18 protein-coding genes are annotated in these 20,610 nt (G+C 40.1%); 4 read left to right on the top strand and 14 right to left on the bottom strand.

What is annotated here, in order from left to right; genetic code table 11:
* Nucleotides 1-17: 17 nt before the first annotated feature.
* From NSS82_RS16640 to NSS82_RS16625, 4 genes are all read right to left on the bottom strand, one after another.
* Nucleotides 18-1,004, bottom strand: coding sequence for a helix-turn-helix transcriptional regulator (locus NSS82_RS16640; protein WP_341109832.1), 987 nt, complete (start codon nucleotides 1,002-1,004; stop codon nucleotides 18-20).
* 164 nt (nucleotides 1,005-1,168) lie between these two features.
* Complete coding sequence (locus NSS82_RS16635; RefSeq protein ID WP_244886491.1) at nucleotides 1,169-2,074, bottom strand: hypothetical protein; 906 nt, start codon at nucleotides 2,072-2,074, stop codon at nucleotides 1,169-1,171.
* Complete coding sequence (locus tag NSS82_RS16630; RefSeq protein ID WP_256717834.1) at nucleotides 2,071-2,727, bottom strand: RNA polymerase sigma factor; 657 nt, start codon at nucleotides 2,725-2,727, stop codon at nucleotides 2,071-2,073. Before NSS82_RS16630 ends, NSS82_RS16635 begins: the two co-directional genes overlap by 4 nt.
* A gap of 75 nt (nucleotides 2,728-2,802) precedes the next feature.
* Nucleotides 2,803-3,477 carry a hypothetical protein gene (locus NSS82_RS16625; protein ID WP_232061357.1) on the bottom strand — a complete coding sequence of 225 codons (675 nt, stop codon included), beginning with the start codon at nucleotides 3,475-3,477 and terminating at the stop codon, nucleotides 2,803-2,805.
* 176 nt (nucleotides 3,478-3,653) lie between these two features.
* Here NSS82_RS16625 and NSS82_RS16620 point away from each other — a divergent pair, with 176 nt between their 5' ends.
* A complete protein-coding gene (locus tag NSS82_RS16620) occupies nucleotides 3,654-4,433 on the top strand; it encodes a GNAT family N-acetyltransferase (protein ID WP_076272613.1) in 780 nt (259 codons plus the stop codon).
* 97 nt (nucleotides 4,434-4,530) lie between these two features.
* Here NSS82_RS16620 and NSS82_RS16615 read toward each other — a convergent pair whose 3' ends face one another.
* From NSS82_RS16615 to NSS82_RS16605, 3 genes are all read right to left on the bottom strand, one after another.
* Nucleotides 4,531-6,441, bottom strand: coding sequence for an alpha/beta fold hydrolase (locus NSS82_RS16615; RefSeq protein WP_081386591.1), 1,911 nt, complete (start codon nucleotides 6,439-6,441; stop codon nucleotides 4,531-4,533).
* Between the two features lie 135 nt (nucleotides 6,442-6,576).
* The gene (gene dhaK, locus NSS82_RS16610; RefSeq protein ID WP_076099236.1) at nucleotides 6,577-8,337 is read right to left on the bottom strand and encodes a dihydroxyacetone kinase subunit DhaK; all 1,761 of its coding nucleotides are present in this window, start codon (nucleotides 8,335-8,337) and stop codon (nucleotides 6,577-6,579) included.
* Between the two features lies 1 nt (nucleotide 8,338).
* Entirely contained in the window at nucleotides 8,339-9,475 is a 1,137-nt protein-coding gene (locus NSS82_RS16605; RefSeq protein ID WP_076099237.1) for a glycerol dehydrogenase, read from the bottom strand.
* A gap of 203 nt (nucleotides 9,476-9,678) precedes the next feature.
* On the opposite strand from NSS82_RS16605, the gene NSS82_RS16600 reads away from it, so the two are divergent.
* The gene (locus NSS82_RS16600; RefSeq protein ID WP_076099238.1) at nucleotides 9,679-10,737 is read left to right on the top strand and encodes a PocR ligand-binding domain-containing protein; all 1,059 of its coding nucleotides are present in this window, start codon (nucleotides 9,679-9,681) and stop codon (nucleotides 10,735-10,737) included.
* Between the two features lie 24 nt (nucleotides 10,738-10,761).
* On the opposite strand, the gene NSS82_RS16595 is transcribed toward NSS82_RS16600, so the two are convergent.
* The 3 genes from NSS82_RS16595 to NSS82_RS16585 all read right to left on the bottom strand — a co-directional run bounded on the left by NSS82_RS16595 (nucleotide 10,762) and on the right by NSS82_RS16585 (nucleotide 14,885).
* Nucleotides 10,762-11,688: a VanZ family protein gene (locus NSS82_RS16595; protein WP_076099239.1), complete on the bottom strand. Its 927-nt coding sequence runs from the start codon at nucleotides 11,686-11,688 to the stop codon at nucleotides 10,762-10,764.
* A 162-nt stretch (nucleotides 11,689-11,850) separates the two neighbouring features.
* The gene (locus tag NSS82_RS16590) at nucleotides 11,851-13,809 is read right to left on the bottom strand and encodes an RICIN domain-containing protein (protein ID WP_076272556.1); all 1,959 of its coding nucleotides are present in this window, start codon (nucleotides 13,807-13,809) and stop codon (nucleotides 11,851-11,853) included.
* A gap of 224 nt (nucleotides 13,810-14,033) precedes the next feature.
* Nucleotides 14,034-14,885, bottom strand: coding sequence for an aldo/keto reductase (locus NSS82_RS16585; RefSeq protein WP_076272555.1), 852 nt, complete (start codon nucleotides 14,883-14,885; stop codon nucleotides 14,034-14,036).
* Nucleotides 14,886-15,008: 123 nt separating this feature from the next.
* On the opposite strand from NSS82_RS16585, the gene NSS82_RS16580 reads away from it, so the two are divergent.
* Nucleotides 15,009-15,410 carry a MerR family transcriptional regulator gene (locus tag NSS82_RS16580; RefSeq protein ID WP_076105691.1) on the top strand — a complete coding sequence of 134 codons (402 nt, stop codon included), beginning with the start codon at nucleotides 15,009-15,011 and terminating at the stop codon, nucleotides 15,408-15,410.
* A gap of 67 nt (nucleotides 15,411-15,477) precedes the next feature.
* On the opposite strand, the gene NSS82_RS16575 is transcribed toward NSS82_RS16580, so the two are convergent.
* Nucleotides 15,478-15,894: a MerR family transcriptional regulator gene (locus tag NSS82_RS16575; RefSeq protein ID WP_076105690.1), complete on the bottom strand. Its 417-nt coding sequence runs from the start codon at nucleotides 15,892-15,894 to the stop codon at nucleotides 15,478-15,480.
* Between the two features lie 234 nt (nucleotides 15,895-16,128).
* On the opposite strand from NSS82_RS16575, the gene NSS82_RS16570 reads away from it, so the two are divergent.
* Nucleotides 16,129-16,524 (top strand): cupin domain-containing protein, encoded by a 396-nt coding sequence (locus tag NSS82_RS16570; RefSeq protein WP_036677849.1) that lies wholly within the window; start codon nucleotides 16,129-16,131, stop codon nucleotides 16,522-16,524.
* Between the two features lie 68 nt (nucleotides 16,525-16,592).
* Here NSS82_RS16570 and NSS82_RS16565 read toward each other — a convergent pair whose 3' ends face one another.
* The 3 genes from NSS82_RS16565 to NSS82_RS16555 all read right to left on the bottom strand — a co-directional run bounded on the left by NSS82_RS16565 (nucleotide 16,593) and on the right by NSS82_RS16555 (nucleotide 20,599).
* Complete coding sequence (locus NSS82_RS16565; RefSeq protein ID WP_076272554.1) at nucleotides 16,593-19,757, bottom strand: ATP-binding cassette domain-containing protein; 3,165 nt, start codon at nucleotides 19,755-19,757, stop codon at nucleotides 16,593-16,595.
* A gap of 102 nt (nucleotides 19,758-19,859) precedes the next feature.
* Nucleotides 19,860-20,276: an SRPBCC family protein gene (locus tag NSS82_RS16560; RefSeq protein WP_036677852.1), complete on the bottom strand. Its 417-nt coding sequence runs from the start codon at nucleotides 20,274-20,276 to the stop codon at nucleotides 19,860-19,862.
* Between the two features lie 2 nt (nucleotides 20,277-20,278).
* Complete coding sequence (locus tag NSS82_RS16555) at nucleotides 20,279-20,599, bottom strand: ArsR/SmtB family transcription factor (protein ID WP_076105688.1); 321 nt, start codon at nucleotides 20,597-20,599, stop codon at nucleotides 20,279-20,281.
* Between the last annotated feature and the right edge of the window lie 11 nt (nucleotides 20,600-20,610).

Genomic DNA, 20,610 nt, shown 5'->3' with positions numbered 1-20,610 from the left:
GGATATTTATTTAATTTTTATCGTTTTTTAATTACTTCTGAAGGATTAATTCCATATTGCTTCCGAAAAGCTTCGGCAAAATGACTAAAGTTGTTGTAACCTACCATCGTCGCTGTTTGGCTGACACTAATATCCCCGGTACTTATGATTTCCCATGCTTTTTCTAAACGTTTGTTCCGTAAATATGCAAATACAGTTGTTCCGTACTCTTCCTTAAATCCAACTTTTAATTTGTATTCGTTAATGCCTGCCAGCTTGGACAATTCGATTAGCGAAGGTGGGTTTGCCATGTGGTCAAGGATGATATCCCTGGCTTTCCGAATGTTTTCTCGGTCACTACGTGATAAATGCAAACTGCGTTTAATATGCTTCTGCTCAAAAAGAAAAACGTCAAAATATACAGATAAGAGTTCTAATGCCTTCCCCTCTAAGTACAACCGGCGCATGGAGGTATGATATGGACAGTCTCTCAATTGCACCAATAATCGGGTGGTTTCTGGAAGAATAGGCATACGGAACATTCGAAAAGCACGTGAATCTAACAGTCCGGATAAGCTGCGAACATGTGAAGAGCCTTGATCCGCCATCCATGAATCAAATAGTGTAACTGGTACACCTATGGACAATAAACGGATAGGTTCAGCACTGCGATAGTGAAATTCCGCTTGGAAATCCTGCATGAACTGCAATGAACAACTATCGGGCATTAACTCATGGCTAGTATCTGTAACATGAACTTCCCCGCTCCCCTGCAGACAAAAGCTTAACTCAATCATTGCTGCTTCGGATTGAACCTGAACTAGGCGATCATCAGCAAAACGGTAATCACTATCAACAATTTCGATCCCGGAGGGTGTGATCACTCTATCGACGTATCCTTGGGTACTGGATTGTGCAAAATGTTTCCTCTCTGTAGTGTCCCTCATAGACGGAGCCTCAAACAAAGCATCGAAATACCCGTTATAGATGTTATGAATAGATGAACTTGTCATTCTGTTATACACTCAGCAGGTAAGCTGCACTCCGTAATCCCAATATTATGTTTTATCATGAGCAGATCACCTTTTCTCTTCTATTAAATGATAACGATTATCATTTAGATCATTATATGCGAGATATTGGATAACCTGCAATGTACAGTTTGTAAGGATCACTTATCTCCGCCTCCTCAGTAAAGCGGTAGCACCTCTTGGGTCAGCCCTGAAAAGAGGTCGCTGGTTTGAACAAAAAAGGCATCAGGCAAATAATAATAAGCATCACCCATAGACACCACCTTTAATTCGGGAATGATATACATGGCGATATAAGTCCCGTCTTTTAGGTTGAACTGTAATTGATATGATTTCCCTTGGGATTGCGCCGCTGCAAGAGCTTCATATTCCTTATTGCTTAGCTCTGTTTTTTTTGCGCTGTACAAACCTTCGATAATGGACTCAACAATAGGATGATCAGTGATAGTCTTTTGCACGTCATTCCCCACATGATTCAGAATATAGATATCTTTTGCATGCTCCTTCAGATTAGCCAGATCTAAATACTCCTTCGCGCTCATTGCAGAATCGTCTACCTTCGCCACAATTTCAGCTAGATAAAAATATTGCTCATCCTTAACTGCAATACGAAAATGGGATGGGTATGTTGGGATTTCATACAGCTTTCCACCAATTGCGAACGTAGCGGCATAATCCTTTTCCGCATTCTTATCCCCGTCTTTCTTTCCGGGCTCTTGGTTGAGATCAAACTCTAATGCACCAAGCGATTTGTCAGGCTCCATACCTGTGAACTTAAACTGAGCGCCATCTGCTACGAATGCATAACGGTATCCATTGTAATTCAGAATTTTGCGAACCCCTGTGGGAGACGAGACTGCTGTCTGCTGCGATATTTGTGGTGAATTAGGCAACGGCGTCTGTGGAAATTTATAAACGGCCACACCTAACACCAATGCAGCACAAGCTGCGAATGAGCCCCACTTTACATAAGCTTTTTTATTAGTGCGTCTCGCGGAGTTGGCTTTTTCTATCAAATTTTCGTCTATGTAACCGATTGTTTTGAAGAGCTCTTTATTATTCAAAGGAAATAACCCTCTTTCTGAAGATATATTTGGAGTTTTTTGCGTGTTCTGAAAAGAATTGATTTGGTTTTGCTTTCACTGATTGAGAAGCGTGCGGCAATATCGGCCAAAGAATCAGAATACCAGTAACGCCTCAAAAAAATATTCCGCTGATCTTCCTTAATGTTGTGTAGAAATTTGCTTATAGATTCGGCTATTTGTGCTTCCTCGTATTGGGTTTCAACGTTGTCTGAAGAGGATAAACAATCGTTTAATTCATCAAGAATCGTATCGAATTTTTTATTCCGTTTTTTAGCCATATAATAATCGTATTTGTTCAAGGCAATATTTCGTGTGATTCTCCCCAGAAAAGAGGAGAGCTTTGCAGGAGACTTCGGCGGTATTGCTTCCCATGCACCAAGAAAGGTATCGTTAACACATTCTTCCGAATCTTCAGCATTAGACAAAATGTTATGAGCGATCCGAGTACAATAATTTCTATATTTTTTCGATGTTTCTTCTACTGCTCTTTCATTACGTGCAAAATACAATTGTATGATTTCACTATCTTCCACTCCATCACTTCCGTTCGATTTGATTAAGCATTCACTTATAAAGTAGGAAAAGAAGTGTTTAGGTTGCATTAAAATATAATTTTCTATAAGTTTCGGCATTCAATGCTGATAATATGACATAAAAAATACAAATAACCCCTCATCCTATGGGATAAGGGGAAGTTATAATATCTTCTAATTTTTAATTAATTCTACTTCCTTCATTGGAGCCTTTGTCTTACGGAGCATCATCCAGATCCCCCCCAGACAAAATAAAACACTACACCCCATGCCAAACAACGCGCTGGCGTTTAATGCCTGAGGTGAGCCTTTCATCGTAAGCACAGCCATTTGAGTAACAACAATGGAGACTACGGCATCAGTAAAGCTAATCATTTTTAATGTTGATATAATGGGATTGTTGAGATGACGGTTAACAATGTTTCCATGAATGGCAAAACCAAGTTTTGTAAAAGCGATCAGTGCTACCAGATATACAATGTAACCTTCATAAACCAAAGCGTCCCCGACTAGATAAATCCGTAGGCAGACCAACAGATATGAAACACCTAGAAGACAAAGAAAAACACCGCCACGCTTATAAACATAAAGCTCCATGGAATACCTTTGCTGTGGTGAACTGACTTTTTTAGCTAATGTATATTTATGAAGCACCTGTCCTTTGGCTATACAAAGGATCAGATAATAAAGTGCATTTGTGATGAACCATCCGGACAATAGATATAACCCAAGAATTAACTTGCCTATACCAATAAAAGCATTGATGACTAGGGAAGCAGCGTTGAACATGGCGGTTCGATCTTGCGGATTTCCGAAGTACCGAACTAAGATTGCCTTAATATATATCATCCTTTCAAGAAAACGTTCATATCTCATTTTATGTTTCTAAGGGGACAATAGTATCATACTTGGCTCAACCCAGCAATAAAGCAATTAAAGTTCTGATTTATGATATATTAGAAAAGGTTGTGCTAATTCGGCAAGAGGAAATAGCAACACCAATTGTTAATGGAGGCAGGTCGTATATGTATAGAAAATTAACAGCAGCAGAGTTGGATGTTATTTTAAGCTCGATTAATAAGGAACAGCATTTTTTATATTATTCATACCTTACTTTTCGCAGACAAAACACAGTGCATTACGGTCAGTATTCTGACCAGGGCGAGTTGCTTGGAGTATTAGCCTTTTTAAGTGGCCTTCCGTTTAATGCTTTTTCTGTATATCCAGTTCAGCAATCCTTTTGTCTCAGCTCAATGTTGGCGTTCATGAAAGATGAATTACATCTACATAACCATGCGGTGGGTAGCTTTATTATTAACGAACAAGAGCTGCAGGTCTTTGCTTCTCAGCTTCAGTTCTACAGCCCTCCCAAAAAATTGCTTCTAATGAAACATATTCATGAAGATGTTCTACCAACAGCGGACAAGCATGTTATGCACTTAGGACCTGCTCATTTCCAGCGAATTGAAGCAAAGATGAACGAGCTGCAAACCATGGCTTTTTCAAAAGAAGAATTACAGAATCCGTTCTATGGTGTGATGGCACAAGACGAGCTGATTGCTGTAGGAGGATACCACATATATAGTGAGGATTACGTTGAACTAGGAAATATCGGAACAGATGTGGCCTGGAGAAGAAATGGTTATGGAAAAAAAGTCTGTGCAGAGCTAACACGCCAAGGACATGCCATTTCAGCTAACGTATATTTGAATGTTTTTGAGGAGAATGTAGGAACCATTTCTCTATATCAATCGCTGGGATATGAACTCATTTGCCAACAATACATCGTTGAATTTATTATTTAATCAAAAAACGTACTGCATAAGCTGCAGTACGTTTTTTCTATCTAAACCTCTTACGCCGTAGGCATATTCTTCGTAGAAGAATAGATTACAGCATCTCTCAAAATGTAAATGTATTGGCTGCGCCCATCATCACAATAATCATACAATTCACCATGGCTCCCAGCCATATTTTTCCTGTGCACTTAAAGAGGTAACGCGAAATATAAGCTGCAATAAAAAGCTGGAAAACGAGAGGGAAAAGGACTAGTATTCTGAGCCAATCTTGATTTTGCCAAAAAGTTACACCTGTTGAAAATAACGTTCCGTATTGTACCCCAATGAGCACTAGAATTCCGAGTACACCGCCTGTCCCGCTAATGAGCAGATCCTTCCATTCTTTCTGCCCTTCAACTGGGGTGGTAGAGTTCACGGCAATTGACTGTGCAACATAAAATATAAAGAAGAAAAGCATATAACGTAAGCCAATTAATAATTGATTCGGAGTGAATACTTTAATTGCCAGTACCCATAAGCGGAAGTCTGTCTGAAAGAAGTAATCTGCAAATGCAACCAAAGCATAGAATCCAGTGAATATACATACAGCTAGTGCAAAAGTCTTCAGCAGTTCTTTCAAATTTGTTTTTATTCCCCAGCTTTCAGAGTGCTCATTATAATTTTTTCCTGATAAACGAGTGGTTAACCAAAATAACAATAGACCCACAAGGCCGTTAAAGATCGCCCAGATTAAAATAAAGTTCATGGCGGTTTGTGGAAACAAACTACGAGGCTGAAGGATATTCTGTCCAGCTATAATACTCCAGCGACTGATCGGAAGGTATGATATTGCGGAAATTACCCAGCTCATTATCCAAGAACCCCAAAAAAGAATTTTGCTTTTTCTGGTCTTAGGCTCCGGTAACTTGGCAGGAGTAGGTTGAATTAGACTATTGAAACAAGGAAGCTTGAGGAGCAATACCGCAAAGGGGACAATAAATAAAAAGGATCCTAACAAGCCGATAAAGTTAAAGATCTCTTTCCATAACCATAATTGGTTGCCGGAAGATAACGGATTATTGATTTGAAACGCTTTCGTAAAAAAGTCTGCTAAATAACCAGTGCTCGCCACCGAAAAGTGTTGCCAAGGGTGGATCTCCGCTGGATTGTACACGACGCGCAAGGTTTGATCAGCTGCATTACCGTAATATTTGCCGATTTCCACAGCGTTTATCTTTTGATTCTCCGGCATTACTGAATTTATAGCAGCTAGTGATTCTGGGGCATCGCCCGAAAGATCAGCATTCCCTCTCGCAAATCCGGATCCGCCTTCATCATATTTGCCTACATTGATGCCTACATTGGCATGGATGTTTTGAAAAGTCTCATCGGTAGACTGTTCGACCTGAGAAACAATGAAAGCGGATGCAACTTTATTCGAAGCATCAGCCTTGGCTTGTTCACTTACCGTAATAACTGCGCCGTCTTCCGAAGAGGGATCTTTCGCCGCTTCGAGCTCCGCCAAATAAAGTTGGCCATAATACTGGAGTGTACTCCAGGTAATCATTCCACCCATAGAATGACCACTAATGCCAATTTTTGTATAGTCTACATAATCAAGACTGGATGATGCATATTCCACTAGAGGAATCATCCCATTATTCTCTGACATTATCGTTGGGAAAAATGGCATATCAGGAGAGCTCGAGCCTCCGTGCCATAAGAAATCCATTGCAATCACAGCAATTCCCCGACGGGAAAGTTCGATTGCGGTACTATCCTGCATCTCTTTATTATTTAAAAAACCGTGACTAGTAATGACGAGTGGAACTTTATGCTCTGCATTTGCTGAGACAGGCCTGAACAGGTTTCCCTCTATCCAAGTACCATTATCGGACGGAATCTTAAACTTACTAATCTGGACCTCGCCGAAATCTGTTTGCAAGAAAGAAGCTCCCACACAGCTGATCAAAACCATGGATAAAGCGACACATAAAAATTTCAATGCTAATCTCGTAGACAGAAACTTTTTCATCTGGTCTCCCCCCAAAAAAAGTATCAAATCAAAATGTGTAACACAAAATGGGCAAAAAAAATAACCTGAATCCGAAAAATTCATTAGTAGACCCCATGAGTAGATATCCCTCGGATTCAGGTTTATGTGTAGTTCTTATTTCATTGCTTTTGCCAGCTCTGTGAAAATAACCCCAAGCGCATGAGCACCCGCATCTGGATAACCGATGCTGCGTTCCCCTACTGTGCCGGCTCTTCCCATACGGGCAACGATTTCTATAGTATTTTTTGACCCTTGGACAGCTGCTTCCGCTGCTTTACTTGCCGCCACTTTAATATCATCGCCTTGCTCTGCACTTTGGGTCCAGGCATCTGCAAACGGTACAAGCGCATCAATCAATGTCTTGTCTCCGACGACAGCCCCTCTGCCAAAAGATCTTTCACCCGTATCTTGAATCCCTTTGACAACAGCTTGCATCATATCAGCAAACTCCTGAATGGTCAGCTCTTCCTTCTGCTGAACATTTTTGCTCGCTGCGCGGAAGCCTGATCCCCAGATCGGTCCGGATGCTCCACCGCAATATTCCATAATGACCATGGAACAGGCGTCAAGGAACTCACCGATATTAGTGAGATGATGAGCTAAAATATCCTCCCACTCGACTTTCAGCTGTTTAAAGCCCTTAGCTACACTCATCCCGAAATCACCGTCTCCAGCGTGGGAGTCAAGCTCACAGAACGGAACTTCATTCTCAATAATGACCTGGCTCATTTGATCGAGCAGATAGACGATATTTTGCAAAGTAAACCGATTGTTCTTAATCACCGCTGCAGCAGCATCCGTATTATTCTTAAAGGATACATTGCTGTCTGCTTTCTCTTCTTGGATTACTTCAGTATAGTTCACAGGCTCAAAAGGGCCTTTAATCGACAAGGCTGGTGTATCACAAGGCGCAGATAACCATTTCTTTAGCGTCTCATCCAGCTTCATTATCGTCACCGATGCACCTGCCATGTCAATGCTGGTCATGTAGTTACCAACAAACACTTTAAACACTTGTTTATTCTTAGCGGTTAATTCGCGGATGACAGAATTGTTCAGCAAATATAACTCTTGCAGCGGGGTGCCGCCAAATCCATTAATTAATACGGCTACTTCCTCCTGCTTCTGATCATTCATTTGGAAGTTGTCTAGCAAAGAGGTAACCATTCGCTGTGCTAATTCATCTGCGGGTACAATTTTCTCCCTGCGTATTCCAGGTTCTCCATGGATGCCAACCCCGTATTCCATCTCGTTCTCTTCAATATGAAATGTCGGAGTACCTTTGGCAGGCACGGTGCAAGAGGTATAGGCGAAGCCTATGCTGCGCACATGATCAATTGTATGTTGCGCCGCTTCTTTCACTTCCGCTAAGGACAATCCAGCTTCTGCTGCTGCTCCGGCTACCTTATGAACAAGCACTGTTCCGGCTACGCCTCTTCTCCCTACTGTATAAAGGCTGTCTTCAACGGCAATGTCGTCGTCTACTTTGACATAATCCACTTCGATGCCGTCTTCAGTTGCTAGATGGGCCGCATTTTTAAAGTTCATGATGTCACCGCTATAATTCTTGATAATAAGCAGCGAACCTTTGGTGCTGGCTGTGCGGCGAATCGCTTGATAAACCTGAATTTGGGATGGAGAAGCAAACACATCACCGCATACAGCTGCATCCAGCATCCCGGTTCCTACAAACCCGGCATGAGCCGGCTCATGCCCGCTTCCGCCACCACTGATCAGGGTAACTTTATCTTGATTAATCTCTTTCTTAGAAATCACTTTGAATTTAGGATCGAAATCCAGCTCGGGATGCGCCAAGACAAGCCCGTTACACATTTCTCTAACCAGAGTCTCCGGCTTGTTTATGATTTTTTTCATTTTAAAGCTCCTTACTTGATTTATATTGACGGCCTAATTGATCGGCTGCCATAATTGCTGATGCAACCGCATCCTCCGTAATTGGGAACGGCATCGAATGGATAGATTCCTCAGCAATACAAGCTTTTTTAGCAACCTCAAGCAGTTCCTCATAGGTTACATGCTCAACACCAATATCCGCTAAGCATACTGGGAGACCAATCGAAAGACAGAAGTCCAACACTTCTTTTAATTCAGTCCGGTCTGCGTTTTCAAGAACCAGTTGAGCAATCGTGCTGAAGGCTACCTTTTCACCATGATAATAATGATGAGTTCCTTCCAAAGCAGTTAAACCATTATGAATCGCATGAATCGCTGCCAAACCACCACTTTCAAAGCCAAGACCCGATAAAAGAATATTCGTCTCAATTATATTCTCCAAAGCTGGGGTTACGATATTCAGATCGCAAGCTTGCTTCGCCTTGAATCCATTCTCAAGCAATGTCTCATAGCAGAGCTTCGCAAGTCCCAACGCTGTTACTGTCCCTTTAGCTTCACCGCAAACCCCTTCACGAACTCCGCAAGGTAAACCTGCATTCACGTTGGAATACGAATTTGCAGTAGCTCTTGCTTCAAAATAGGTTGAAAGTGCATCTCCCATGCCTGCCACAAGAAATCTTGTAGGTGCATTGGCAATAACTGTTGTATCAATCATGACTACACTCGGGCTTTGCTTGAAATAAGCATAATCGTCAAATTCACCTTCCGGAGTATAGAGCACCGCTGAGTGGCTTGTCGGAGCATCAGTTGCTGCTATCGTTGGAACGATAATCAGTGCTTCTCCTTCAGCTACACATTTTGCCGTATCAATCGCCTTACCTCCACCCAAGCCAATCGTACATGCACATTGATGCTCCTTGGCTAGCGCTTGTAATCTGGCGACTTCTTGTCTTGAGCATTCCCCGTGGAAGCCGCTTTCAACAAGAGTTATATTAAATTTCTGTTTAGTTGACTCCAGTTTGTCTTTCACACGTGTTACATCATCTGGATGGGCAATTAACAAAGCAGAATCACCAAAGGTTTTTACGAAGTAACCTAAGTTCAATAATTCATTCTCACCTTGTACATATTTCGTCGGACTGATAAATGCTCTTCTCATTTTTCGTTCCTCCTCAGTTGTTTATAGTTATCATTATAGATTGCTCTAATTTAAGAAACATGAAACAATAAAAGCTTATTAAAGCGTTTTCTTATCGTATTTATTTGTCATAATCGTGAAAAATCGAACTTTCTTGTCATTGTGTTGAATTATTCTGTATAATATTCATTAAGATTCTATAACTTACTTAGGAGAATTTTGTGATGTCAAAATCCCGGTTCAATCTAGAAGAAATTATTGATTTGAAGAAATGGGAAAAGCTCCAGGATTCCTTATCTCTTGTAACCAAAATGGCTATTCTTACTGTTGATTACAAGGGTGTTCCCGTGACCAAGCACAGCTATTGTCAGCCTTTCTGTCAAGGTGTGCGCCAGGACTCCCATCTCTCTCAATATTGTCAAAAATGTGATGCCCGCGCTGGGATTGAAGCGGTTCGCCAGAACAAACCGTTTATTTATTTATGTCATTTCAATATTATAGATATCGCGATTCCCATCATTATAGATAATCAATATCTAGGTGCAATTATGGCCGGACAGCTCAAGCTTCGTGAACCTGACGTGCCACAACTGGAGCAGATTGTCTCTCGGCCGCCGAATGTGGAGACGAACATGAAATTTCAAACACTCAAAGAGCATTACCAGGCACTGCCTGTTTTATCCTACGATGAAGTAACAAAGTGTGTTGAGCTGCTGCTGCAGTTAAGTACCTATATCGTGGAGGAAGCCATTCAAAAGCATACTACCGTGGATTTGTACAAAAAGGTTCTGACTACCAATATAGAAGAACCCGCTTCTGCCGAAGCTATGGACGAATCAGACCGTACGTACCGAAAAATCCAATCCATACAACAGGAGTTATCCGGGGCTTTGATTGAGACCAAATTAAAGAATGGTGTTCAAAAGTTCGTCTCAGCGAATTCTGTGCTTCAGCCTGCTTTTAATTACATTTATACACATAAAAATGAGAATTTCAGCCTCAAAGAAATGGCTAAGCTTTGTCATATCAGCCCCAGTTATTTCAGCCGTATTTTCACTAAAGAAACTGGAGAGAATTTCTCCGCCTTCATTGCCAGACTCAAGATTGAATGGGCTAAGCAACTGCTGGAATCCACGGATTCCCCGATCAATCAAGTCAGTGATGATTTGGGCTTTTGCGACACGGGCTATTTCATTAAAACCTTCAAAAAATACGAGAACCTCACCCCGGCTGTATATCGGAATATGTATATGAGGCGATCAGCAAAAGAAACCCTCCGTTAATAAAATTAGCGAAGGGTTAGTTCCTCATTCCCACCAATGCTTCATTTCACTAAATCCTACATCCCATATCTTCACATTCCCTTTAAGGATAAAGGTTATTTCTTTTACGGTAACTAATGCCGTATTGTTGAGTTCAGCTTGGGAACTATATTGTTCACTGGATTGAAGGATCACGTTGCCATCAGCTATAATCATTAGTTCACTGCTAGAATTTTCATTTTCCGGGAATCCAAAGCTGAAATATAACGATACCTCTTTTTTATCACCCAAAGTATAGGTGTATTTTTTAATTTCTTCACCTTCACTGCTGTATAAATTCATTTTTGGTATTATATTTTCACCAGCGATAGTGAAACTGGGAAGATTATGCGTGATAGGCATGCTTCCCGTAAGCTTTTCCAACGTTTGTAATCCCTGCACAGGTCTTTCACTTTTCTTCAGAGTTAAATCAATGATCTCAGAGATTCCCATGATTCCAACCAATAGCACAACAACAGATAATGTCGAAGTAAAAAGCGATCTCCTGGTGATTTCCGGGGAAAATCCAATCTTATATGCACAAAATCCGATCATTGCCCCTAACGTATTGGAGATGACATCGGCTACATCAAAGGAACCTAAAAAAGTTAAAGCTTGAAGAGTTTCCAGCCCAAAAATTGTTAAGATAAACAAACAAATAAACTTCTTAAAATGTGTACGATACAGCAAAGGGAATAATACGCCAAAAGGAATAAAAGCAGCGATGTTCCCAAAGTCATAAACCCAAGAAAAGGATAGGTCAAAGAGATCAGGAAAAAGAAGCGGAACACTTTCAGGAATCAACATAAACGTGTATTCATACTGGCTTGTTGCATGCTCTACTCTATTGAAAGCAAAAAACAAAAAATATAAGATCAACAGTGTATACAAAATAGTTCCTATAATAAGGATCTTCCGTAATTTCACTCCCATAATAACTTCACAATTCCCTCCATATGTCGATGGAAATAGTATATCTCTCCAAGGTGACATTCCAGTGACACTGAAGGTGACGATTTAGTCATTCAAGGCTTATTTCGATAAAAAAGCCATCACCCTTAGTTTAAGGCCGATGACTTTTTGATACATGATATTTTATCTATTCGTGACTAGTTTCCAGTGCTGGCTAGCAGAACCTGTATTATTTGCTTGAATAATATTTCCACCCTCTGTCGTTGAACCCTGATCTACTGCCAGAACTTTTCCACTGTTACGATTAATAATATTGTAAAACTCACCTGAGGACTCCAAAGTCCACTGCTGGTCATTCGATCCGTTATCATTCCATTGAACACTTTGAGCACCGTTAGCTAATGAACCTCCTAAAATGCCCAGGTTTTTACGACTATTAGTATTGACCAGTTTCGTATAACCATCAGCTGTGCTGACTACAAACCAATTTTGGTCATATGATGAAATTCCGCTGGTCCACTGAACCGCCTTCCCTCCATCTGCCATCGAACCCTGATAGATACCCAACACTTTACCACTGTTCTCATTAACCAATCGATAACTGTCCACCATAATATGTCCTTCATCTGGAACCAACTCCCACAGCTGATCAGTGCTGCCTGCATCAGCCTGCTGTATAACTTGGGCACCCTCTTCAGTAGAACCCTGCGCTATACCTAACGTCTGACCACTGTTACGATTAACAATCTTGTAGTAGTTACCAGAGGCTTGTAAAGTCCACTGCTGGTCATTGGAATTGTTTTCAGTCCATAATACGGCTTTAGCTCCATCAGTTGTTGATCCTTCTAATATTCCAGCGACCTTACCACTCTTTGCATTCACAATGGATTTGTAACCGTTAGGAGCATAACCACTTTCCGCAGTGGAAATGAGCCAATATTGATCCAAGGAATTAGTCCCACTGCTCCATTGCACGAGCGGATTGCCATTCGCAGTTCCGCCTTCCAATACACCTAAAGCCTTCCCACTCTTCACATTAATTAATTTGTAGTAACCTACGGACATATCACCGTATTTCACCGTGTTTTTCCCACTAAAAAATCCGGCTTGTGGGATAAATAAGCGGCCATTGCTAAGCGGCAGTAGTTGGCGGTTATACCCTGCGTCTACGGGTGGATTATATGGAACCCAGCTGCCGGATGCATCCACTCTAGAAGAGTTGATCAGCACTTCTTTTTTTCCTGCAACGTTTAATACGAGTCTCCCATCTCCCAAAGCAGAAATATAGGGACTTCCTCCGTACCCTACAAGAGTTCCTACTTCAGTTGGATTCCAGCTCTCAGGATCTGCTGAAATTTTCAAATAATTGGGCACGCCCGGGTATCCGACCATCTCATAGGTCATTGCGTAACTACCATTGCCCAGCTTAGCGATTGTAGGCATTCCTGGACGTAATTTACTGTCTGCAAATGCCACATCAGCTACCACAGGTCCCCAGTTCGTGCCCTCCAACGTAGTCTGATGAACTAACTTCTGGGCATGAGCAGGATCACGTTCATCTGAATAATAAACAATGAGTTTGTTGTTGTGAACCAAAAAGAAAGGCTCCCAAATGGGATCGTAACCAATATCGTTTCGTCCACCTTCAGCAATGGTGCTTACATATGTCCATGTTCTACCTAAATCATTGCTTTTATATAATTCCAACTTGGTAGCTGCTTTGTTGCTTGGCACAGAATTTCCTGCAAGAAGCATAGTACCCGCAGGCATGTTACCTATAGATTGGGGGAGTTCAAACAATTCAGGGCAATTTAACATTCCCCAACCGTTTTGAGTATCCTCCACTTCTCCAACCTGATTCCAAGTGACACCATTGTCAACGCTTTCATAAATAGGGAAAACAGGTGTGGTATTAGAGGTTTGTTCAAATGTAGCATACATTTTATTATTGTTGATGCCACTATATTTAAGCTGGATTGCCCTAGGTGATAAAGCCCCATAGGATGGTGAATCTGCTGGTGGTACATATAAGACGTTAGGTCCGAAAGCGTTTACAATATTACCATCAAAGCTAATCCCTGTGCCAACCACTGTCACTAAAACCAACAAAAAAGTCAAAACCTTTCTCAGTTCTCTTCTCAAAAGTAATTTCTCCTTTACTCTGGGATTTTTTAAACGTATACAGCTTCAATATAATTAATAAACGGATAAATGAGAATGTAATATCTCGACCGGATCATGCAATATGATTACTCAATTATCATCCCCTCAATAAAGTTTTGGAGTTAGATCTGGTTTATAAAATAAGGGTGCCCCTTAGCCTTTTCATGGCTTTTAGGGCACCCCTTGGATGTGCTATACAAATGTTAAATGTCAAATTTATGTTTGGCGAGTCCTTCTACGATTTGGGGATCATTATGCGAGAAGAAAACACTCTGTTTCGTATCTAATTTAGCTATTGTCTCTAAATCTTCTTGGTTTAATTCGAAGTCAAAAATATTAAAATTTTCGATGATCCGATCTTTATGCGTAGACTTTGGAATAGCAATCACGCCTCTTTGAGTTAACCAACGTAAGACTACCTGAGCAACGGATTTCTGATATTTTTCAGCGATAGAAACTAATACTTCATTATTGAAAAGGTTGTTTCGTCCTTCCGCAAAAGGTCCCCATGACTCGATCTGCACATTCTTCTCTTTCATATAATTCGCACTTTCGATTTGCTGCTGAAAAGGATGTGTTTCAATCTGGTTGATTGCAGGTGTAATTTCATTGTGGCTAATCAAATCAATTAGACGATCCATTTGAAAATTGCTGACTCCAATCGCCTTGATCTTACCCTCATGGTACAATTCCTCCATAGCACGCCAGGAACCATATACATCACCAAATGGCTGATGAATTAAATATAAATCTAAATAATCCACTTGTAATCGATCGAGCGATTTGGCAAATGCTTTCTTAGTACGCTCATAACCGGCATCCTGAATCCAAAGTTTAGTAGTAATAAATATTTCTTCTCTTGGTACACCACTGCGTTTGATGGCTCTACCGACGGCTTCTTCATTTTGGTAAGCTGCTGCAGTATCAATCAGGCGATAGCCTGCCATAATAGCTTCATAAACGCTCTGCTCGCATTCGCTAGCATCATTCATTTGATAGACACCAAAACCAAGGATAGGCATCACTACACCATTGTTCAGAGTTACTGTTTGCATATGAAATCCTCCTATTTACATGTTCTGTGATTAAGATTACAATAATTAGCCTAACAGGTTCGAGTAACACGAAGTCAAGCGATGCTGAGTTCTTTTCGCATCCATTTTCAAGGAGGAATTACAATGTATACTGTGAAGGAAGTTGCCAAACTACTGGGTTTGACTGAACATACCATCCGTTATTATACGGATAAGGGTTTAGTTCCAACGATACAACGGGACAAAAATAACATTCGTCTTTTTGATGATGACTCCATTAATTGGCTAACAGGTGTAAAATATCTCAAACAATGTGGGATGTCAGTAGAAGACATTCAAAGCTATGTAGACTTGTGTTTACTAGGCGATTCTACCATCCACGATCGTTATCAAATCATAATGGAGTATAAAGCCGCTGCTGCAGTTCAGTTGGAAGAGGCCAAACTTAAAGTCAAATATATGGAAGACAAAGCTGATCATTATCTAGATATTATCAATCAGGTAATCCCGGATGACACGAATCCAGCTAAATGGACAAAATCATGAACAAGAGGCAGATGAACAACTTTTGATTATCAAAGGTTGTTCATCTGCCTCTTAACTTGTTAGGAATCTACTTTTCTTCTTGATGTGATATCTTTTCATTGTGATAAAGGACGAATTCGTATTTATTCCCCGTTAGTTGATCATTATAAAATACAATTTTACGGTTCAGTATATCTAAGTTTTGTTGCAATGCCTTAATTTCTTGTTCCACTTGTTGCTTACGCTGTTCAAGTAAATTTTTCCGTTCAGGAATTGTCTCGTCCCCCATAGCCCGCCACTCGGTATATTGCTTCAATTCTGCCATCGTCATTCCTGAATCTTTTAAATGAAGTAAAAATTGAACCCAACCTATATCCTGATCTGTATATTCGCGTAAATTATTGTCACTTCGATGTGGAGTAAGTAATCCTTCCATTTCGTAATATCTGAGCGTGCTCTTGTTAACACCGACGATTTCTGCAAATTCTCCAATGGAATAAGGCATGATCCCCACCTCCATTTCTAATTTTGTTTCTATCCAAAGGATATACTTAAACTAATAAAAAACCAAATGTCGGAGTATGAATCCATTTTTATGGCTTGCCTTAAAGTGTACTTTAAGGTCTATACTTCATTTTGAAGCAGTTAATTTCGTTTTATGTAGGGTGGCCTAAAGCTTGGTCGGCATTTAATATTGCCAAAGAAATTTATAAAAATTAAACGAAAGAGGGTTTTTATTATGGCTAATGAGCAACTAAGCAACAGTACTATCTTTCCACTCGGACAAAAGGTTGAAGCTAATTTTATAGGTGATGCATACTTGCAGATGATTTATACTGACGCGACACCTTTGAATGCGCCTATTGGGAACGTAACCTTTGCCCCGGGAGCTCGCAATAACTGGCACTCCCATAAAATCGGACAAGTATTATTAGTTACCGGTGGTGAGGGTTGGTATCAAGAAGAAGGCAAACCAGCTCAATTCCTCCAAACCGGGGATGTTGTGAATATTCCAGCGAACGTAAAACATTGGCATGGTGCTACAAAAGACAGCTGGTTTGTCCACTTAGCCATTTCACCCGGAGAAACAGAATGGTTAGAACCTGTTGATGGTAAGCTTTATAATCAATTGTAAAAAAACGCATCGGGTCTATGGACTCGATGCGTTACTTTTCTATATCGTCTTTTTGAGAAAACTAAACTCTATTGCTCAAGAAATTGGTAAACTGCCATCATCTCTTGTTTATTCAACTCACGAATACGATTGAAAATTGGAATATCAGCTACAGCCTCAATGTTTAAGCTTTTAGAAACAACGTCACTTATTTTACCCGTTAGCCAAGTTTGCACATCTATACCTTCAACGACTTCCTTACGCCCTTCATCATTGATGCCACTCGCATAACAACTTACACAAGGAATCGTTAATTTATATACGCCATCATGAAGTCCATCTTCCGAAATAACTTTTTTCCCTTTACAGAATGGACATGGATGGCTTGCTTTAATCTTATTAATTAAGGTGACGATTTTTTTGTAACCAAACGCTTCATAGACATAAGTCAGCTTTTTATATTTTCCATTAGTGAAATACTTATCTATGATATTTTCTCTTGTTTCGTGGATATTGGCAAAATCACAGATCGTAATCCGGTTTTTCCTGCTGATGGATTCGATACTGCTGCTAATGCTGTCCCAGAATGGCAAGGCATTTTGTAACACCATTTCATATTGCGCAAAACTTCCTAACTCTAGTTCAAGCATTTTTAGAGCGACTTGTGATTCCCTGGGTAATAGAGAGACCTCTTCTGTCAAAACCATATCTCCGCCCACGATGGCTTTCATTTTTTCTAGTACCTGTAATTCACCAACGGTGCTAATGACTTGATCAAGGGGCATCCCAATAATCTCGCGAATATCAGTGTCGCCGAATTTAAGCTTTTTATGATGATTTAACACCGTTCCTTGACAGATTGGACAAGTAATCATTTTTTTGGACGCTTTAATATGCTCTTTAATAATTGATTTCGAAATGACCATATAGTTCCCGATAATGGTATTAAAGCCTTCCCAAGTTCTCGAGGCTTTAGCTGCTTTATCATAGAAAGACTTTTCCCAATACCCGTATAAAAAGGTGTGTTTTTCAGCTTCTGTCATCTCATTATAACTTTTGCTAATATCTTGTCCGAGCTCATTCTTTAACTCATCAAAGATGAATTTTATTTTTGGTAATTGATAGAATTTCAGAATCTCCATCGCATCTGGATGTAATGAGCCGTCCCAAAAGGGGACGTTCTTGTCCTGAAGTACAATATCAAAATCAAATTCTTCAATCACACGGCGGCCCTTACAGCTTGGACAATGATTGTCTGATTGATAGAAATCAAAGCTTTTTGTATCCTTATTAGTGGGATGCGCTGCCACAATATGGTTGATCAAGCCACCCATTTCATAAAGGAAAGTAAACTGACTATACAAGTGTCGTTCCAGATCAATGGCGATGACAGGTGCAATCGTATCCGATTCATATTCACCATAAATCAGGCGGGCCATGGAGGATAAGCTTTTTAATATGCCACCTTTATAGATGTTCTCTGCATTTTTAAAATAGGCGATCTGATCTTCTTTTAAATAGGCAATTCCATTTTGTTGCTGGAGTGTTGAAGAAATGTGCGCAGGCGCCACGCTATCTGCACTGTTTTGTTGACGATAATAATCATCATGACTGAGAACATCAAGATGCTCCACAGGTGCAAGCTGTCTTTTGCCAAAATCAACGATAAAATCAGAGTTATCTAACATATAAGAATTATGTTCAATCATGATTATGGAGACAGATTCATCCTGCAAAATGTCCCTAATGCTGTCAATGAATTGATTTAAAATATTTTGTGATAAACCTTTGGAAGGCTCGTCAAAAATAAAAAGTGTATGTGGATTTCTTGAGCCCGCAAACAGCTCAGAAACTAAATGGACACATTGAAATTCACCCGTGGATAAGGACTGTGTTTTTCGCTCCAACGTCAAATAACCAAGTCCAAGCTTGATCAATAAGCTTAGTCTTTTATGAGCAATGTCCTCATTTGGCAGTTCAACAATAATATCTTCAATCGAGCGCTCAAAAATATCATCAATATCCTCACTGTATTTTGTCAGTTTCCTTTTAATATCAAGAAAAGTGGCAACGGTCGAGCGACTGGTAATCGACTGATTTCGATCTTGCCCTACGATCACCAGCTTATCTTTGGAATAACGCTTTAGAAAATCTTTGACCATACATTCATTAACCAGCGTAGATTTACCACATCCGGACTCACCTGTAAAAGTTACCAGCCTATTTTGGGGAATCTGAATCTCGGCCATTTGAATATTACGACAATAAAGATCATGAAATTGATAATATTCTGCAGGTGCTGCCTGATTTAGTTCTTTATTGATGGGCTCAGGACGTGGTGATTCCTCAACAATTTTCCCGCCATATTTGCCACTGCCAGGTCCAAAAAACAAGTGTTTATCCGCTGTGTCCAGCACCGTGTCAGAATGGTCAATGAGCCAAATTTGATTTTTATATCCCAATTGTTTAATCTCCGCTAAAATCTTCAATAGGGTTTGGTGATCGAGACCCACGGAGATTTCATCAATGATAATCACGGTATTTTCACTTGTTGCCATGAATTCTGCCAAGTAAAGTCGTGTTAATTCTCCGCCTGACAATGTACCCATAATACGATTTAATGTTAAATAACCAATATTCATATTGATTATATTTTTCAGGATTTGTTGTTTACCCTCACTTATCTTAAGCTTTTCTGCTAGTTTAAAAATGGTTTCGATGCTAAAGTCGTTTAGATCGGAAATACTCTGTGCTTGATCCAATAATTCAATTTTATATTGTTCAGCTGCTTGATTGTAGCGTTTTCCTTGACACTTTTTACACTCGATATTTTTTGTAGTTCCACGCCCCTTACAATCAGGACACCAACCTAATTCATTATTAAATGAAAAAACCTCTGGAGAGAGATTATATTGTTCAGCAAGAGTGACACGGATTTCAGTAAACACACCTGTATGTGTGCCAATGGTTGACCGAGGATTTGAAGATATGGATGACCTACCAAGAAAAAGAACAAGGGGCATTGCTTCCATTTTGATCGCACTGAAATTAGTCTCCATAATATTGGGGAATAAATACTGGTATTCAGCTTTTGGCAATAAGGAAACGAGACGTTTTTTTGATTCTTCCCCAATCGTTTGACAAAAAGTTGTTTTACCAGATCCAGACAAACCAGCAATTCCTAACGACTCATCTACTGGCAGTACCGTTTCCAATCTGTTAATATTGTTCGCAATTAATTGATTTATTTTCATAGTAAGCTCATCTCATCTCCATTCTCTTCATCTAGTATTGCCATGATTTATTCCATTAAAAAGGGCACTTTCCCTGTTCCAGAAAAGCGCCCTATTCTTGAATTACAATTCTGCTAATACCTTTTCGAGCTGACCACCCATATTTGTCCAAGCATATTTAGCACCTTCGATGGCTCCTTGGCGGGCTTTCGTCTCTTCACTAAATCCTGATTGATCTAGATGGAGATTAACCTTCCCCTCTGAATCTTGACTCACAGTCCAAGTAACAGTAGTACTTTCTCCCGCACTATTCCAAGTATAAGATAACGTATGAGGCTCATCCACGACGAGTACTTCGCTATCTACAATTCCATCCCACCATTCATTTGGCTCAGCACGGAATTGAAATTTATGACCAACGACGGGTTTAAAATCATTACTCCAGATCCATTTCGCAAGCGTATCCGAATCCGTTAAAGCATTCCATACCTTCTCGATCGAACTTGTAAATTGAAAATCTAATGATACATCTGGTTTCATAGTTATTCCTCCAATATAAGTTTTAATTTATCAATTCTTTGCTTCCAGAATCCTTCATAAAAAGATACCCAATCTTGAATTTCTTTCAAAGGATTGGCATTCAACCGATACCTCGTCTCTCTGCCAACCTTTCGAGCAATTACAAGACCAGCATCTTTAAGTATATTTAAATGCTTCGAAACGGCTGTACGACCCATTTCAAAATGAATCGTTATCTCATACAGAGGTAATTCATCAACATCAGCCAGAATTTGAAGAAGTTTTCGTCTTGTTGGATCCGCAACAGCGTTATAAACATCCCTCACTTGACTATTGTCGCTCACAACCACCCCCA

The sequence above is a fragment of the Paenibacillus sp. FSL H7-0735 genome, from assembly GCF_038008505.1.
In the GTDB taxonomy this organism is placed as follows: Bacteria; Bacillota; Bacilli; order Paenibacillales; family Paenibacillaceae; genus Paenibacillus_AQ; species Paenibacillus_AQ odorifer.
Note: the sequence above shows the minus strand (reverse complement) of the source record. Positions and strands in the feature narration are given on the sequence as shown.